This is a genomic window from Aeromonas sp. S18(2024), assembly GCF_041402525.1.
Lineage (GTDB): Bacteria > Pseudomonadota > Gammaproteobacteria > Enterobacterales > Aeromonadaceae > Aeromonas > Aeromonas enteropelogenes.
Map to the genome: position 1 here is coordinate 1 of NZ_JBGLQV010000013.1, position 18,034 is coordinate 18,034.

At 56.9% G+C, this 18,034-nt stretch carries 9 protein-coding genes; 2 read left to right on the top strand and 7 right to left on the bottom strand.

Going from position 1 to position 18,034, the window contains the following annotated elements:
• The 7 genes from ACB034_RS17990 to ACB034_RS18020 form a co-directional block, all read right to left on the bottom strand.
• The coding region (locus tag ACB034_RS17990; protein ID WP_371173393.1) for a retention module-containing protein at positions 1–2,005 on the bottom strand (2,005 nt) is incomplete at its 3' end.
• A 272-nt stretch (positions 2,006–2,277) separates the two neighbouring features.
• Entirely contained in the window at positions 2,278–4,203 is a 1,926-nt protein-coding gene (locus ACB034_RS17995) for an EAL domain-containing protein (protein ID WP_201940011.1), read from the bottom strand.
• Between the two features lie 3 nt (positions 4,204–4,206).
• Entirely contained in the window at positions 4,207–4,974 is a 768-nt protein-coding gene (locus ACB034_RS18000; RefSeq protein ID WP_371173394.1) for a transglutaminase-like cysteine peptidase, read from the bottom strand.
• A gap of 113 nt (positions 4,975–5,087) precedes the next feature.
• Positions 5,088–6,407 carry a TolC family outer membrane protein gene (locus ACB034_RS18005; protein WP_042071778.1) on the bottom strand — a complete coding sequence of 440 codons (1,320 nt, stop codon included), beginning with the start codon at positions 6,405–6,407 and terminating at the stop codon, positions 5,088–5,090.
• 37 nt (positions 6,408–6,444) lie between these two features.
• On the bottom strand, positions 6,445–7,878 hold the full coding sequence (locus ACB034_RS18010; RefSeq protein WP_224211539.1) for an HlyD family type I secretion periplasmic adaptor subunit: 1,434 nt from the start codon (positions 7,876–7,878) through the stop codon (positions 6,445–6,447).
• Entirely contained in the window at positions 7,871–10,015 is a 2,145-nt protein-coding gene (locus ACB034_RS18015) for a type I secretion system permease/ATPase (RefSeq protein ID WP_216992104.1), read from the bottom strand. The genes ACB034_RS18010 and ACB034_RS18015 overlap by 8 nt, the downstream gene beginning before the upstream one ends.
• Before the next feature lie 385 nt (positions 10,016–10,400).
• Positions 10,401–11,330 (bottom strand): TIGR01212 family radical SAM protein, encoded by a 930-nt coding sequence (locus tag ACB034_RS18020; RefSeq protein WP_371173395.1) that lies wholly within the window; start codon positions 11,328–11,330, stop codon positions 10,401–10,403.
• A gap of 613 nt (positions 11,331–11,943) precedes the next feature.
• On the opposite strand from ACB034_RS18020, the gene gltB reads away from it, so the two are divergent.
• Both gltB and ACB034_RS18030 read left to right on the top strand, forming a co-directional pair.
• On the top strand, positions 11,944–16,401 hold the full coding sequence (gene gltB, locus ACB034_RS18025; protein ID WP_371173396.1) for a glutamate synthase large subunit: 4,458 nt from the start codon (positions 11,944–11,946) through the stop codon (positions 16,399–16,401).
• A 12-nt stretch (positions 16,402–16,413) separates the two neighbouring features.
• On the top strand, positions 16,414–17,829 hold the full coding sequence (locus tag ACB034_RS18030; protein WP_371173397.1) for an FAD-dependent oxidoreductase: 1,416 nt from the start codon (positions 16,414–16,416) through the stop codon (positions 17,827–17,829).
• Positions 17,830–18,034: the final 205 nt, after the last annotated feature.

Genomic DNA, 18,034 nt, shown 5'->3' on the forward strand with positions numbered 1-18,034 from the left:
TCAGCCACAACCCGGTCTGGGCGCCGGCCGTCGCACTCAGGCTGTACTGCACGCTGCCGGCACCGTCTGCCCCGTAGACCGGGGCATTGAACAGGGTGCCCAGGGTCACGGCGCTGATTTCCGCCGTGTCAAAGCCGCCGGTCTCATCCAGCGTGACCCCGGTACTCGCCTCCGCCTTGGCCGACGCACTCGGACCGTCGTCCTCGAAACGGAACACCCCGGCCGCCCCCAGGTCAATCGCAGCTCTATCGCTGTCGCCATCGGCGTCGGTCACGGTCTGCACCAACGTCAGCACGCCCTGACTCAGGGTCAGCGCCACGCTGTCATCTGCATTGCTGGTGTCGCCATGCCAGACGTTGTCCAGCAGGGCCAGGGTCACTTCTCCGGTGGTCGGGTTGATGGTCAGGGTGAAGTAATCCACCCCGCCGGCGCTGCCGGTGATGACGTTGCCCACCTGATTGAGCAGGATCGCCGCCCCCTGGCCGTTGACGGCCAGCGGATCTACCGCATAGAGGCCGCTTGCCACGTTGCTGCCGCTCAGCGCCAGGCTGTAGCCGATGCTGCCCGCCCCGTCGGCACCAAAGGCCGGGTTGAACTGGGCCTGCACGTCGGCCGCGCTCAAGCTGGCACTGGCTACCCCGTCATTACCGGCGCCACCCAGGCCGGGCAGACTTTCATCTACTGAAACAGCGCCTAACCCATCAGAATCAGAAACAACTGCTGCACTCGGAACATCATCCAAGATCGTGACATCAAGGGAGCCATTGGTGGTATCACCATCGGTATCAATCAGTACGACATTAAAGCTCTCTGCAAGTGAAGCGTCATTGGTGGGTTGGGCATGATTTTCATTGTCGAGCAGGGTGTAGCTGTAGCTCACGCTACCAGCCCCAGTGACCGAGTTGAAATTAATTCCCGTCACGACCAGTTGATTGCCTAGCGGACTAACAATCGTCAGAGGGAAGGTTGTGGCCGGCAGTCCATTTGCAATCAGCGCGACACCACCCAATGTCAAGCTTTGCACCCCGTCTGGGGCATTGAAGGTAAAGACATTACTTTGTGTCAGCACTGAGGGATTAGGCGCACTCCCGCCAGCCAACGCTGCCTCATTAAGGGTGAGTTCTCCTCCTGCCAGCGCCAAACCACCCAGTTCAACGGGTTCATCAACAGGTGTAATTGAAATGACGAGGGTTGACTGAACCGTATCTGTACCATCAGTCACGCTGTAAATCACTGGAGGAACCGCACCGTCATAATTGGGCGCGGGGGTGAAGGTAAAACTACCGTCCGCATTGACCACCAGGGTGCCGATACCATCAATCGTGATGCTGGTGCCTACCGTGACACTGAGATTGTCCCCCCAGCTGAAGCTGACCACTGTTGCTGCATTCGGACCATCTGGATTTGTAGTATTGGTCAGTAAATTTCCATTCAATACACCATCTTCGGGCACAACCAGTTGCTCACCCTCGTCAGCCAGTTCATTAACCAGCAATGGCTCTACGAATTGTTGGGTGTCGACAACGGGTTCAGCCTGATAGGTTGTGTCAAAGCCGGCTGCAGCAATCGTGGCATCTCCAATCCGATCGATAGTGACAAAACCACCATTACCACTGGTTCCCGCAACACCACCGATCCCGCCACCACCCGCAGCAGGTGCTCCACCGGCAGCTGACGCCTCAAAGTTTTGCGTCGGGTCTACCCCTTGCAAGATTGATTGTTGCAAAGCCGCGATATCTGAAGGTAATCCCGTGCCAGCTGCGGCTGTTTGTTGCGGCCCTGATGCTGGAACATCGGGAGCTGTTGCATCGGGCGATGCTGGAGAGGGGGTGTCATCGTAGGGCATCAAAACCAATTTGGCGTCGTCAGCAATGTTAAGCTTGGCCCCAGGTTGCAGAATTTCACCTTTTTGTAGCGGCCGACTACTGCCATCCGCCAATACAATTTCCACTTTGCCTTCAATGGCAGAGACCACAACGGTCTTGTCGATGATTTGGGTACGCATATCCATTGCTCCAAGGTGACAGATCCTGATGCATACAACATAGAAGCTATCTGTGACCCTTACCGTTGCAAAAATTTATATGGACAGCATGTCAAACTGAAGGCGATTGCATTAAATCGAACGGATTGTTTTTTTCTATATATTTCAAATGGTTGATCAATACCCATACGAGACACCCACTTCCGAATGCAGCTATAAACAGGCTTGTTCCTTCATCCATTTCAATAAAAAAGGCCCCAATGGGGCCCTTCAATTGACTCATTTGTCATTTTTCAGGACAAGGGAAAGGCTGGGTGGACGAATCCCTGATATCCATCGATATGCAATTGGGACAACACCTCAACCTGCTCCTGATCTTCTACCCGGGTCGCGATGGTGAGCACCCCGGCGTTATGAGCGGCACGGCATACAGCCGCCAGGAAGGATGTATCCGCCCCGGGCTCCATCACTTGACTGGTATAACCGTGATCCACCTTGACATAAGCTGGTGCCAGCTCTTCAAGATAGCCCAGAGACTGGAAGTGGCGACCATAGTGATCCACCCCCCACCCGAAGCCATGTTCACGCAAGACATTCACAAAAGCGGTGACTTGTTCTTTATGTTTCACGATCGCCGCTTCCGGAATTTCAAATAGCAGACGCTCCTGAAAATCATCATGGCTGGCCAGGAAGGTAGGCAACCACCCTAAAAATACCTCTGAACACAGAGCGCCTGCGGTGATATTGATGGCCAACGTCAGCTCGGGTTCACGCTGCAACAATGCCGTGCTGGCATCAAGAATGGCCTTGTCAAACTCACTTCCCATCTGAAACTGTTCAATGGCCGGCATGAACTGTCCGGCGAAATAGTCATTGCCATCGCGGGAAATGGAAGCAAACAACTCGGCATGCAAACGAGCACCATCATCAAAACGACAAGCGGGTTGTGCCTTGAAACGCCAAAGGTGATTGGCAATGGCATCTTGCACCAGATCGCGCCATGCCAAGCGTCCCATCATGCCCTGACTGTTTCCTCCTTCCATCACGACTGCTCCGCGCCGCTCATTGCGTGCCTTGCCCAAAGCATTGTCAGCTTTGGTCAGCAAGGCGGAGAGATCATCATTACCATCCCGGCCAGCAATACCAATCACAGAAAGAGGCTTGCCTTCATCCATGGGATTGACGACCAGATCCGCAATACGGGTATTAATCAGCTGGGCCAGCTCTTTAAGTTGAGCAAGATCGTTGGTTGGACAAAGCAAGGCGTATTCTGTCGCAGAAATGCGGGCCACTGCAGCCCCACTCCACCCTTGCAGTTGCTCCTGCAGCACTTGGGCAATCGACTTGACCATATTGTCTCGAGCGGCAAAACCCTCTTCCCGATAAATATCTTCAAGAATGTCGACGGCAACCAGCATCACACCACCCTGCCCCGCTTCGGCAATCCAGGCATTTACCTGCCCGACAAAATAGGCCCGATTACCCAGACCCGAAACGGCATCGACATAAACACGCTCACGCAATTTCTCAGCTTCATCGGCTTGCTCTTTAAATTGCACAGCCAGTTTGCCGGACAAAATATTGATCGCTTGCACCACCTGTTTCAATTCATAGGTTTTTGGCTCGGGGATGGCATGACCAAAATGGTGCAGCTCAATTTCAACTGCCTGTTCACAAATCTGCTTAAGCGGCTTCAGCAGGAAATTGAGGGCTCGCATCAGCAGGATGGTCGTAATCAAGAAGCCAACCACAAACCAGGTCGCCAGCTCGCTCATCCCGACCCAAAGCTCGTGATAAGCCTGTCCTGGATGGCCAACCACCTTGAGTTTGCCCAGTTGCAGCCAGCCAGACGTCAAAATTGACTCATTGGATACTTCCGGAAACAGCCCCAATTCGATAAACCAGTCAGGAACCCCCTGGATCCGGCTGGTGTTCTCCTCTTCAATCACATCTTTGGACGCAAGCAAATCCAGGCGAACCTGGCGATAATAACCACCATCAAAAATGGCCCGGATCACTGACTCAGCCCCCACCTTGTCCCCGTTTTCCAGATAAGGTGTCAATGCCAGTCCCAATGAAGTCGCGGTGTTGATCACCGTAGTTTCCTGCTGCTGTGCAAGATATGAACGCGTTGAATTGAACTGTACCCAGTAGGTAGCCGCGAATAGCAATCCAAACAGCAGCAGCATGGTTGCCAATAACTGTCGATAGAGCGTCATAGGTTAGTCATCCAAATTCATCACAGGCCGAGCCAATCGCCCCGATGTCATGCGATTGCGTAGATCATTCCATAATCCCAAGCGAGATGATTGCCCGGCCAGTTCACCCTGACCACGCGCTTTCATCAACCACAAGTGACTACCGTTAAAACTGTAAATAGGGACCAGATCCCGTCGTTGCGTTGCCGGACGAATGGAGCCAATCAGGTTGTCCAATATGACCGGTACTGATGCAGGGGTTTCATAATACGCAACGACCATATGGAACTGGTTATAATCGAGTGCCTTGACATACACCATCCGCATTTTCTCATCTGGAATACCCAATTCAAGCAAGGTCGAATATTTTGCAATGCTGAAATCTTCGCAGTCGCCTCCGGATGCCCCCAGAAACTCCAGTGGTGTTGCCCAGTAATCCTTTTTGCGCCACAACTTGCTATCGTCGATAAAACGCATCTGGTTAAAAAACTGATTCACCTTTTCCAGCTTCTGCCGCTCGGATAAGCCGGCAGTGCGGTTCTGCTCGACCAGAGTACGCCAGGTCGTCACCCTTTTCCCGGCCCGTCCTCCATAGGTTTGCTCAGCACGTTTGACCAGTTGGATGTCTTCCTGGCTCAACGGTTGGCTGGCAGATAACAGAAGGGAGATGGGAAGAAGCCATAGCCACAAGACATAGCGCAGAGCACGACTCACATATCGGCTGACAAGGGGCAGGGCTCCAGACTGATCGCCAGATAGACACCTGAAGGTCTCATCGTTCATCTGCTGCATCGTGGGTGGAAAACTCCTGAACAACACGGCCAGTTTTGGTTTGGGCAGGGTAGCTGCATAAATACAACTACCCCGCCGACGCTATTTTTCTGTGGTGAGAAAAGAGCGCTAGCTTATTGTTGCTTGGCTTGCCATTCAGTCGGCTGTTTGAAATTGAATGCATTAAGCAGGCTGCCAGTCGCATTCAGGATGCGATAATCTGCCAGCAATGCATCATATTCTGCCGTGATATAGCTACGGCGAGCTTCAAACAGTTCGTTCTCGGTGTTCAGCACATCCAGCAAGGTACGTTGACCCAGACCAAATTGCTTTTTGTATGCCTGAACAGTGTCGTAGCTCGCGTCCACATGCTCTTTCAAAAAGGTCTTCTGCTTGGTCAATGAATCCTTGGCGTTCCATGCCAAACGGGTGCCCTCTTCTACCTGGCGAAAAGCATTCAGGTGAATGTCTTTCGCCTGGGAATAGAGTGCCGAGGTCGCATTGCTTTCAGCGACATCAGAGCCGCCACGGAACAGGTTGTAACGCATTCGAACCATGGCAGTAAGATCATCGTTGCGACCTTTCACCCCATCGATGTCTTCGTTCCAGTTTTGATCAACCTCAAAGGTAACATTGGGATAGAAGCCGGATTTGGCACCTTCATGCTGGTATTTGGCCGCCTCGATATCCTGCAGGGAAGAGAGCAGGGTTGGATGCACTTCGGTCGCTACCTTGAGGGCATTGTCCAGACTGGCTGGCAGCAATTCGGCATTGGGCACTGGCTGCACCAAATCTTTTGGTACCTCGTTGACGACGCGGATAAATTCACTTTCCGCATCACGGTAGTTGTTCTCGGCAGCAGCCTGGTTGGCGTATGCACGAGCAACACGGCCATCGATCTGGGTCTGGTCAGCGGTTGAGCCCAAGCCCGAGTCCGTCCGTTTCTGGATATCGCTGCGGATCTGTTCATGAGTCTCGAGGTTTTGTCTGGAGAGCTCCAGGATCTCCTGCTGGCGCAGCATGTTGAGGTATACCTCGGCTACCCGCAGGGCGGTATTCTCGGCTTCGGAGATCATTGCCAGACGTTGGGCATTGGCTTCTGCCTCGGTTCTGGAGACGTTGTTGCTGACATCGAACCCGTCAAACAGCATCTGACGCAAGCTGATCCCTGCTTCTTTACGCGTCATGGAGTCATCGCTATTCGGATTGAGCCTGGTCGAGGGGCTATCCGTTTTTTCATAGCCTACGCCACCACGCAAATCGATTGTCGGATAATAGCCTCCCTTGGCACCATCGTGTTGATAGAGACGCGCCTGATAAAGATCAAACGCTTCTTTAATCTTGGGGTGAGTGGAAAGTGCCAGTCCAACCGACTCCTCCAGCGTTTGGGCTTGTCCCAACGCAGGCAGCAGAGTGGCGCCACTAACCAGCATGGCAACAATCGTTTTTTTCATGTTATCTCCAGTCATGTTTTGTTTTCTGATTGTTGGCTTATCGTTCTCGAAGTGCAGACTGTTTGGCCCGCAATATAGGCTTAAGTAGATAGTCTAGAACACTTTTCTTGCCAGTAATGATATCCGCACTGGCTAACATACCGGGGATGATGGGAAGTGCGTTTAGCTCATCGCCCAAGTAACTTTTTTCAGTTCGCACGCGAACCAGGTAGAAGGAATTCCCCTCCTCATCCTGGATTGAGTCCGCACTTATTTGTTCAACCTTACCATGCAATCCCCCGTAGATGGTGAAATCATACGCGGTGATCTTGACCACGGCATCCAGCCCCGGACGTAGAAATGCAATGTCTTTCGGGGAAATCTTGGCCTCGACCAGCAGGGTATCTTCCAAGGGGACGATTTCCATCAGATCCATCCCTGGCTGGACCACACCACCCAGTGTATTGATCTTGAGCTTTTTAATAGTGCCTTTAAGAGGGGCAATCACGCTGGTTCTGTCCACCCTGTCGCGCAGGCCGACCTGCCCCTCTGACAACTGACCCAACTGGCCCTGTTTCTCGTTAAGCTCGGTTTGCGAGTCGGCCCTGAATTTGAGCGCGATATCATTGCGTTTGAAAATGGTCTCACGCAGCACCGAATTAAGCTTGGGGATCAGTAGTCGGTTGCTCTCCAGCTCCCCTTGCATATCATTCACTTGCCGCTCCAATTTGATGAGCTCCACCTGCGGCACTATCCCCTCTTTTGCCAGAGGGCGACTGATGTTCAGCTCTTGCCTGGCCAGATCCACACTACGGTTCACGGTGCGGATCTTGGCATTGAGCTCGATCAGCTCCTGCTCTTTCTGCTCGATTTGCTGACCAAGAATGTAGAGCTGATTTTTCAGGTTGTTGAGACGCGCCTTTTGCACGGATCGCTCTCGGTTCGCATATTCGACGAAGACCTTCTCATAACCCTCGGGAAACTGGATCGGCACCTCTGTCACCGTCACCTGATCACGCCACCCCAGTGCGGGATCGTTTTTCACCTCGACGCTGGCCATCTCGGCACGCAGTCTCGCCACATCCCCTTTCAGGGTCACCAGCTCTTTTTCCCGCTCCCGAAAATCGGAACGAAAACGGGTGTCGTCGATACGCAGCAGAGGCTGCCCCTTCTCAACGATGTCCCCTTCCTTGACGAAGATCTCCTTGACGATCCCCCCTTCCAGGTTCTGGATCACCTGCAATTGACGGGAAGGGATGACCTTGCCCTGCCCTACCGTCACTTCATCCAGTTCGGCCCACGACGCCCAGACGATAGCGCTCATGAAGAACAGGAAACAACACCACAGCAAGATCCTCGCCCGGGTGGGGGTTGTAAGCAGTACCGCCGCAGCGCCGTCGTCAACAAACTCCAGGTGTTCGGGGGATGGCAACACCTCGCCAGAAGGGGATTTTCTGGTGCCTTTCACCCTGTTCATCAATCCCTTAACCATGGGAGACCTCCTGCACACGGACCTTGCCTTCTTTAAGCCGCTGCAAGATGACCTCCTTGGGACCATCGGCAACAATCTGCCCCTGTTCGATCACAATCACCCGACTGGCCACATCCAGCATGGATGTCTTGTGGGTGATCAGGATAAGGGTCGTTTCCGGCCCCAGTCTGGCCAGTTCCTGTTTGACCTGCATCTCGGACTGGTTGTCCATGTTGGAAGTAGGTTCATCCATCACCAGAATGGGAGGATCATTGAGCAGCGCACGAGCCAGCAAGATCGCCTGACGCTGCCCCCCTGACAACTGGCGCCCCCCTTCCCCAATCTGGCGATCCAGCCCGTTGGGATCACGATTGGTGAAGTTGGTCACCCCTGCCCGCTTGGCGGCTCGCAATACCCGCACGTCGTCCACCAGCGGGTTGCCCAGCATGATGTTGTCCCGTACCGAGCCAAAAAAGAGAACCACGTCCTGGGGCACGCAACCGATATTGCGGCGAATAACCGAAGGAGGCAGTTGATCCAGCTCGAATCCGTCGAGACGCACCGAGCCATCAGTGGGTCGATAGAGCCCCATCAACAGCTTCTCCAGCGTGGTCTTGCCTGCCCCGATCCGGCCGATAATGGCGACCTTCTCACCAGGCTGAATGCGCAAATTGATATTGTGCAGGGTGCTGGTTTCCATCCCGGGATATTTGAAGGAAACATTATCAAACTCGATCCGCCCCGAGATGACAGGATGGTGAATATACTGTTTGCCCTCATCCTGCTCGCCGGGGGTTTGCATGATCTTTTCGAGTATCTCCAGCGCAGATTTTGCCTGGTTATAGCGGGTAGAGAGCACGGAAAGCTGCACCATGGGGGCGATGGCGCGACTGGAGAGCATCACGGCGGCAATCATGCCCCCCATGGTGACCAGCCCCTCGGAAATTTGATATACGCCAACGATCACCAGCCCCACGGTCACCATCTGCTGGATATAGCTGGCAAGGGACGACATGGCGTTGGTGATGCGCCGGGTCTGCACGCCCCAGGTCGAGATGTGGGACACTGCCTGCTCCCAACGATGCTGGAACATGCTCTCGGCGCCGAAGATCTTGACGGTTTCCAGCCCGGAGATGCTCTCGATCAGATTGGCGTTTTTCTGGGAAGCGAGGCGCGATCCCTCTTCAATGGATTGCTTGAGAGGTCCCTGGATATAGAAGCTGTATGCGATCAGGATCAGGATGGCGACGATGGGGACCACCACCATGACGCCGGCAAACACCCAGATGATGAAGAGGAAGAATATCGCAAAGGGGAGATCGATAAGGGTCGACACCGTGGCGGAGGTAAAGAAATCCCGCACCGACTCGAACTCCTGCAGATGTTTGGCAAACGCCCCGGTAGAGGCTGGGCGGGATTCCATCCGCATCCCCATCACCTTGGCGAAAATCTTTGCTGACAGCAGCACATCTGATTTTTTGCCCGCAATATCGATGAAGTAGCTGCGCAGCTGGCGCATCACAAAGTCAAAGGTAAAGACCACCATGGCCCCGACAGCCAGCACCCAGAGCGAATCAAACGCCAGGTTGGGCACTATCTTGTCATAGACGTTCATGGTGAACAGCGGACTGGCCACCGCAAACAGGTTGATAAGGATGGAAGCGACCAGCACATCGCGATAGATGCCGCGCGATTCGAACAAGGTACTCCAGAACCAGTGCCCATTGCGGGTTTCCAGCACCTTGGGGGAGCGGTCATCAAACTTGAACTGCTTTTTCACATAGAAAAGGCGGCCAAGATATTCATCCCCCAGCTGGGGCGTCGATACCCACTGTGCCGCATCCCCTGCCTGCGGGAAGATGACGCGCCCCTGGCTTCTGTCGTCATTCCACTCCAGCAAGATACAGGCACTGCCATTTTGCATCTGCAACACGCAGGGCAACAGCAGGGGGGGGATCTCTTCGAGGGGTTGGATGACCTCGCGAGCAGAGAGGCCACCCCGTTCGGCCGCACGGCTAAACAGGGCGGTGGTCAGACGACCGGATACCAGTGGAAGTCCGTTCGTCAGGGCATCCTGACTATTGGGCACACCATAGAAGCGGGTCAGAAAGACCAGACACTCCAACAGTTCATCGATACGACTAGTTTCTGCTTGCATAGCATCCTGTCACGGCATAAATGAGGTCGGTACGAAACGCATCTGTTCGTATTCCCCGGCATAGCGACTCAAAGAGAACACCACGATACCATCAGGATGTCGACTCAGCAGACCAAGGCTGACATCGATGGCCCTCTTCGGATGACCGCGTCCTCCAAAAGGTGCGGCTCCGCCCTCCCCCCTTCATGGTGCATCACAGCAGACAGAGGAGATGGATATCTATGACTGGCTACACATCAGAGGGATGAAACCGGACTTGTTTGATAGCGTTTGTTCTCACGGCGCATCACTATAATAGCCTGACGATGACAAAACTATAGTTAAAAAATACAAACTTTTTTATATAACCGTCTGTTTTACTAAGAAATATTAATTTCGAACTCAATTATGGGACACAAAGTGTAAAGGGACGTCCCAGCGCCTGCCCTTGCGGGCCACTCTTCTCCAATGCCTTGGCGATGCCCGCCATGGCCGTCCAGCGGTTCTCGCACCAGGCCGGTGCCAGCAGGGTCGGCCGGCGGGCCGAAGCCGAGATGCGGTGATAAACCACCTCGGGGGGCGTGTGCTGGATCATGGCGACCGCCGCCTCCACATATTGCTCCAGAGTCAGCACCTCCAGCCTTCCGGCCTGCCAGGCCTTGCCAAGGGTACTGCCCTGCACCACGTGGAGCGGATGCAGCTTGATCCCCTCCACCCCCGTCTCCACGATGCGATGCAGGGTATCCAGGCTGTCCATCGGCACCTCGCCGGGCAAGCCGACGATAAGGTGGGCACACACCTTGATCCCCCGCTGATGGGCCCGTGTCACCGCATCGACATAGGCGGCATAGCCGTGCCCCCGATTGATGCGCTGCAAGGTCTTGTCGTTGGCACTCTGCAGTCCCAGCTCCAGCCAGACTTCGTAACCGCGGGCCTGATAGCCTGCCAGCAGATCCAGCACTGCATCCGGCACGCAGTCGGGCCGGGTACCAACGCACAATCCGACCATGTCGCTGACCGACAAGGCCTCTTCATACATCCGCTGCAGGTACTCCACCTCCGCATAGGTGCTGGTATAAGCCTGAAAATAAGCGAGATAGCGCTTGGCGCGGGTCACTTCATCCCGGCGGGCCAGCAGCTGCTGCACGACGGAGAGCTGCTGAGCCGACTCGTCGGCAAACGAGGAGACATTGCAAAATGTGCAACCGCCACGCCCCAGAGTGCCGTCCCGGTTGGGACAGGTAAAAGCACCGTGGATGGAGAGCTTGTGGATCTTCTGGCCGTGGCGCTGTTTGAGATCCTGACCGAATGTATTGACGAGTTCGTGTAACTGCATGGATCCTCCGCTAAAGGAGCGCCATTGTACGAGTTTGCGCAAAACCGGCGCTGCGCTGGATCAAGGGAAGGTAAGAGCAAGAAAACATATAAATATTCACTCTTTGTCGGATAAATATATGAAACCACCCGCTTACCGACGCTTTTGAAACCTCTGTGACCTGCGGTGACACTTTTATTCGGCCAACAAAACCAGCGATAAACTATTGTTGAACAATAAAAATTTTTAAGAGTAGCAATAGTTCATAAATGCAAGGGAGAGGTGCGCAAAATGTGATCGTCTGCACCTCTCCCGGCCCGAGATTGGTAAAATTACTACACCTTGCGTCACAGAGGGAGTCCACCATCAAAGCCTGATAATCTGGACTATCCATCTACAAAACCGAAAAATAACAAAATAAACCAACATAAAGTCACGATATCACTCTGCAAACCCATATTTTGTTATGCGTATGTAACGTTGCAAACAGCCCGGTTGTCCAATTGACCTTGCCGAAAAATCCCATTAGTTTGGAGATTCGCCACCTCAGGCGGACGGAACCACAAGAGCCAATCGCAATTTATGCAGTCTGTTTATGACAGTGCGATGCAAGGCCGAGCAAGGGAGAAATGCAATGTCACTATATGATCCAAAGCTGGAGAGGGATAACTGTGGCTTCGGCCTGTTGGCCCACATGGAAGGTGAAGCCAGCCACAAGCTTGTCCGTCTCGCGATGTCAGCATTGGCTCGCATGCAGCACCGCGGCGGCATATCAGCCGACGGTAAGACCGGCGATGGCTGCGGTCTGTTGCTGCAAAAACCGGACAGCTTCTTTAGAGCTGTCGCCGAAGAGAAGGGATGGCACCTGGGCCGCAATTATGCGGTCGGCATGCTGTTTCTCAACCCGGACCCCGTATTGGCCCAGCAGACGCGCGACATCATCGACGAAGAGCTGGAAAAAGAGACCCTGAGCCTGGTCGGCTGGCGCAAGGTGCCCGTCGACACCAATGTGCTCGGCACCATCGCCAAGGCTTCCCTGCCCAGTATTGAACAGGTCTTTGTCAACGCCCCGCCCGGCTGGGTCGACAAGGATCTTGAGCGCCGCCTCTATATCGTGCGCCGCCGCATCGAAAAGCGCATCAGCGACGACTACTTCTACGTGGTCAGCCTCTCCAACCTGGTCACCGTCTACAAAGGGCTGTGCATGCCGGTGGACCTGCCGCGCTTCTATCTGGATCTCGCCGACATCCGCATGCAGGCGGCCATCTGCGTCTTCCACCAGCGCTTCTCCACCAACACCAGCCCGCGCTGGCCGCTGGCCCAGCCATTCCGTTATCTCGCCCACAACGGCGAAATCAACACCATCGCCGGCAACCGTCAGTGGGCCAAGGCGCGTAGCTACAAGTTCGCCACCCCGCTCATTCCGGATCTGCAGGAGGCCGCCCCCTTCGTCAACACTACGGGATCGGATTCCTCCAGTCTCGACAACATGCTGGATCTCTTCCTCGCCGGCGGCATGGATCTGTTCCGTGCCATGCGCCTGCTGATCCCGCCTGCGTGGCAAAAGCACCCCAACATGGATGACGATCTGCGCGCCTTCTACGACTTCAACTCCATGCACATGGAGCCCTGGGATGGCCCGGCCGGCATCGTCATGACCGACGGCCGCTACGCCACCTGTGCGCTCGATCGCAACGGCCTGCGCCCGGCCCGCTACGTCATCACCAAGGACAAGTTCATCACGCTCGCGTCTGAGGTCGGCACTTGGGACTACACCCCGGACGAGGTGCTGGAGAAGGGCCGCGTCGGCCCGGGCGAGCTGTTCGTGGTGGACACCAGCAACGGCAAGGTGTGGACCAGCTTCGAGATCGACGACGATCTCAAGAGCCGCCACACCTACAAGCAGTGGATGGACAAGCACTGCCGCCGCCTGGTGCCGTTCGAACAGATGGATGACAGCCAGACCGGCAGCCGCGAATTCTCCGACGATCAGCTCAAGACCTATCAAAAGCTGTTCGGTTATTCCTTCGAGGAGCTCGACCAGATCATCCGCGTGCTCGGCGAAAACGGCCAGGAAGCGGTGGGTTCGATGGGTGACGACACCCCCATGGCGGTGCTCTCCGGCACCCAGCGCACTCTCTACGACTACTTCCGCCAGATGTTCGCCCAGGTGACCAACCCGCCCATCGATCCGCTGCGGGAAAACCACGTCATGTCGCTGGCCACCTGTATCGGGCGCGAGCAGAACGTCTTCAACGAGACCTTTGGCCACGCCCACCGGGTGCTGTTCCAGTCGCCCATCCTGCTCTACTCCGACTTCCACCAGCTGCTGGCCCTGGAAGGGGAGTACTATCGCCATCAGGTGATCAGCCTCAACTTCAAGCCCGAAGAGGGGCTGGAGGCGGCCATCCAGCGCATCTGCGAAGAGGCCAAGGTTGCTGCTGAAGCGGGCACAGTGCTGCTGGTGCTCTCGGATCGCGCCATCAGCGTCGATACCCTGCCCATCCCGGCCGCCATGGCGGTGGGGGCGGTACAGCGCACCCTGGTCGACAACAATCTGCGCTGTGACGCCAACATCCTGGTGGAGACCGCGAGCGTGCGTGACCCGCACCACTTCGCCGTGCTGCTGGGCTTTGGCGCCACCGCCATCTACCCCTATCTGGCCTACGAGACTCTGGCCAAGCAGGTCGAGGAAGGGGTGCTCACCATGCCCCTGCGCCAGGCCATGCTCAACTACCGCAACGGCATCAACAAGGGCCTCTACAAGGTGATGTCCAAGATGGGGATCAGCACGGTGGCGAGCTACCGCTGCTCCCAGCTGTTCGAGGCAGTGGGCCTGGCCAAATCCGTGGTCGAGATGTGTTTTCGTGGCGTATCGAGCCGCATCCAGGGGGCCGACTTTACCGATATTCAGGAAGATCAGCTCAAGCTGGCCCGTCAGGCCTGGCTGGCGCGCAAACCGCTCGGTCACGGCGGCCTCTTGAAATTCGTCCATGGCGGCGAGTACCACACCTACAACCCGGACGTGGTGCAGACCCTGCAAACGGCGGTGCGCTCCGGCAACTACGCCGATTACAAGGAGTACGCCCGTCTGGTGAACGAGCGCCCGGTCGCGACCCTGCGTGATCTGCTCACCTTGAAGAAGGTTGACAACCCGGTGGCGCTGGAGCAGGTGGAGCCGGCTGCCAAGCTGTTCCCTCGCTTCGACTCCGCCGCCATGTCCATCGGCGCCCTGGGGCCGGAGGCCCACGAGGCGCTGGCCATCGCCATGAACCGCCTCGGCGGCCAGAGCAACTCAGGTGAAGGTGGCGAAGACCCTAAGCGCTTTGGCACCGAGAAGAACTCGCGCATCAAGCAGGTGGCCTCGGGGCGCTTTGGCGTGACCCCCCACTACCTGATGAACGCCGACGTGGTGCAGATAAAAGTTGCCCAGGGCGCCAAGCCCGGCGAGGGCGGCCAGCTGCCCGGTGACAAGGTCACCGCCCAGATTGCCCAGCTGCGCTATTCCGTGCCCGGCGTGACCCTGATCTCGCCGCCGCCACACCACGACATCTACTCCATCGAGGATCTGGCCCAGCTCATCTTCGATATCAAGCAGATCAACCCTAGCTGCCTGGTGTCGGTCAAGCTGGTCTCCGAGCCCGGCGTCGGCACCATCGCCTGCGGCGTGGCCAAGGCCTATGCGGACTTCATCACCGTCTCCGGCTATGACGGCGGCACAGGCGCAAGCCCGCTCACCTCGGTGAAATACGCCGGCTCCCCCTGGGAGCTGGGGCTGGCCGAAACCCAGCAGGCGCTGGTGGCCAACGGATTGCGTCACAAGGTGCGCCTCCAGGTGGATGGCGGTCTCAAGACGGGCCTCGACATCATCAAGGCGGCCATCCTCGGCGCCGAGAGCTTTGGCTTCGGTACCGGCCCCATGGTGGCACTCGGCTGCAAATATCTGCGGATCTGTCACCTAAACAACTGCGCCACCGGCGTCGCCACTCAGGATGAGAAGCTGCGCCGCGAGCACTTCACCGGCCTGCCGGAGATGGTGATGAACTACTTCAAGTTCATCGCCGAGGAGACCCGCGAGCTGATGGCCCAGCTGGGTGTCACCCAGCTGACCGATCTGATTGGCCGCACCGATCTGCTGGAGGCCCTGCCCGGCCTCACCGCCCGCCAGGCCAAGCTGGATCTCTCCGGTATCCTGGCCCGTCCGGTGGCGCCGGCAGGCTCCAGCCTGTTCAGCCAGCAGCACAACCCCACCTTCGACAAGGGGCCACTCAACCTCAACATGGTGGACGATCTGCTGGGTGCGGTAGAGACCAAATCCGGCGGCGAGTTCCGCTACGACATCCGCAACACCGACCGCTCGGTGGGTGCGCGTCTGTCAGGCGAGATCGTCAAGCGTCACGGCAATCAGGGGATGGCGGCCGATCCGGTCAGGGTGCACTTCAACGGCACCGCAGGCCAGAGCTTCGGCGTCTGGAACGCAGGGGGCCTTGAGATGATCCTCACCGGGGATGCCAACGACTACGTGGGCAAGGGGATGACCGGCGGCAAGCTGGTGATCAAGCCTCACGTCGGCGTGGCGTTCAAGTCCCACGAGGCGGCCATCATCGGCAACACCTGCCTCTACGGCGCCACCGGCGGCAAACTCTATGCTGCCGGCACCGCTGGCGAGCGCTTCGCGGTGCGCAACTCCGGGGCCCTCGCGGTAGTAGAGGGGATCGGCGACAACGGTTGTGAATATATGACCGGCGGCATCGTCACCGTGCTCGGCCAGACCGGCGTCAACTTCGCGGCAGGCATGACGGGCGGTTTTGCCTACGTGCTCGACGAGTGCGGCAACTTTGCCAAGCGCACCAACCCCGAGCTGGTGGAGCTGCTGGAGGTGGCGGATCTGCCCATCCATCAGGAGCACCTGCGCGGCATCATCACCGCTCACCTCAATGAAACCGGCAGCCACCGTGCCGAGGAGATCCTGGCCAACTTCGACTCCTATGTGCCCAAGTTCAGGCTGATCAAACCCAAGTCCAGCGACGTCAAGTCCCTGTTGGGTCACACCAGCCGTTCCAGTGCAGAACTCAGAATCCAGGCGCAATAAGGAGGGAACCCTATGAGCCAGAACGTATTTCAGTTTATCGATGTCCAGCGGGTCGACCCGCCGAAGAAGCCGCTCAAGATCCGCAAGATCCAGTTCGTGGAGATCTATGAGTCTTTCAACAAGCCTCAGGTCGAGATGCAGGCGGATCGCTGCCTCGAGTGCGGCAACCCCTATTGCGAGTGGAAGTGCCCGGTGCACAACTACATCCCCAACTGGCTGAAACTGGCCAAGGAGGGACGCATCCTGGAGGCGGTGGAGCTCTCCCACCAGACCAACAGCCTGCCGGAGGTGTGCGGCCGGGTCTGCCCGCAAGACAGATTGTGCGAGGGTGCCTGCACCCTCAACGATCGCTTCGGTGCCGTCACCATCGGCAACATCGAAAAATACATCACCGACAAGGCGTTCGAGATGGGCTGGAAACCCGATCTCTCGAACGTGGTCAAGACTGGCAAGCGGGTCGCCGTCATCGGTGCCGGCCCTGCCGGCCTCGCCTGCGCCGATGTGCTGGCGCGGGGTGGCGTCACCCCTGTGGTGTTTGACAAGTATCCGGAGATAGGCGGCCTGCTCACCTTCGGCATCCCCTCCTTCAAGCTGGAAAAAGAGGTGATGCAACGCCGTCGCGAGATCTTCCAGGGGATGGGGGTGGAGTTTCGCCTCGAGACCGAGGTGGGCCGTGACGTCACGTTTGCAGACCTTTTGGGTGAATTCGACGCCGTCTTCCTCGGGGTAGGTACCTACAAGTACATGAAGGGTGGCTTTGCCAACGAAGAGGCGCCCGGTGTCTACGACGCCCTGCCCTACCTCATCTCCAACGCGAACCGCTTGTTGGGCTTCGAGAAGGCGCAGAGCGACTACATCGACTTCGCTGGCAAGCAGGTGGTGGTGCTGGGGGGCGGCGATACCGCCATGGACTGTGTGCGCACAGCCATCCGCCAGGGGGCAGCCAAGGTGATCTGCGCCTATCGCCGGGACGAGGAGAACATGCCGGGCTCCAAGCGGGAGGTGAAAAATGCCCGCGAGGAAGGGGTTGAGTTTATGTTCAACCTCCAACCTATCGGCGTCGAACTGGATGCCAACGGCCGCACCGTCGGCATCAAGGTGGTGAGCACCGAGCTTGGCGCCCCCGATGCCAATGGTCGCCGCAATCCGGTGGTGATCGAAGGGTCCGAGCAGGTGCTGCCTGCCGATGTGGTGGTGATGGCCTTTGGCTTCCAACCCAATCCCCAGCCCTGGATGGCGGAATACGGCATCGAGCTCGACAGCCGGGATCGCATCAAGGCGCCAGAGCAGGCCGAGTATGCCTTCCAGACCAGCAACCCCAAGGTGTTCGCCGGCGGCGACGCGGTGCGCGGTTCCGACCTGGTGGTGACCGCCATCTACGAAGGGCGCAAGGCTGCCGAAGGGATCATGGACTATCTGGCCGTCTGATCCGCCATCGCAGCCCCTGCGTCAGCCAATACAGAGCCCCGCCGATGCGGGGCTCTCTTTTTATGAGCCCTCCTGATTGGCCCCTTTCCCGTAAAAACTGAAACTATTTGAGGCAGAATTTGTAGCATCTATCTGATACACTTCGCGCCCGCCATTTTCCGGCCACTCTCTGACGTGATGTCAGACACAGCCGTCGGTGGTCATA

Excerpts from the sequence above, each read along its gene's own strand:
- ACB034_RS17995 (WP_201940011.1), bottom strand. The coding sequence starts at position 4,203 with ATGACGCTCTATCGACAGTTATTGGCAACCATGCTGCTGCTGTTTGGA.
- gltB (WP_371173396.1), top strand. The coding sequence starts at position 11,944 with ATGTCACTATATGATCCAAAGCTGGAGAGGGATAACTGTGGCTTCGGC.
- ACB034_RS18000 (WP_371173394.1), bottom strand. The coding sequence starts at position 4,974 with ATGCAGCAGATGAACGATGAGACCTTCAGGTGTCTATCTGGCGATCAG.
- ACB034_RS18010 (WP_224211539.1), bottom strand. The coding sequence starts at position 7,878 with ATGGTTAAGGGATTGATGAACAGGGTGAAAGGCACCAGAAAATCCCCT.
- ACB034_RS18020 (WP_371173395.1), bottom strand. The coding sequence starts at position 11,330 with ATGCAGTTACACGAACTCGTCAATACATTCGGTCAGGATCTCAAACAG.
- ACB034_RS18030 (WP_371173397.1), top strand. The coding sequence starts at position 16,414 with ATGAGCCAGAACGTATTTCAGTTTATCGATGTCCAGCGGGTCGACCCG.
- ACB034_RS18015 (WP_216992104.1), bottom strand. The coding sequence starts at position 10,015 with ATGCAAGCAGAAACTAGTCGTATCGATGAACTGTTGGAGTGTCTGGTC.
- ACB034_RS18005 (WP_042071778.1), bottom strand. The coding sequence starts at position 6,407 with ATGAAAAAAACGATTGTTGCCATGCTGGTTAGTGGCGCCACTCTGCTG.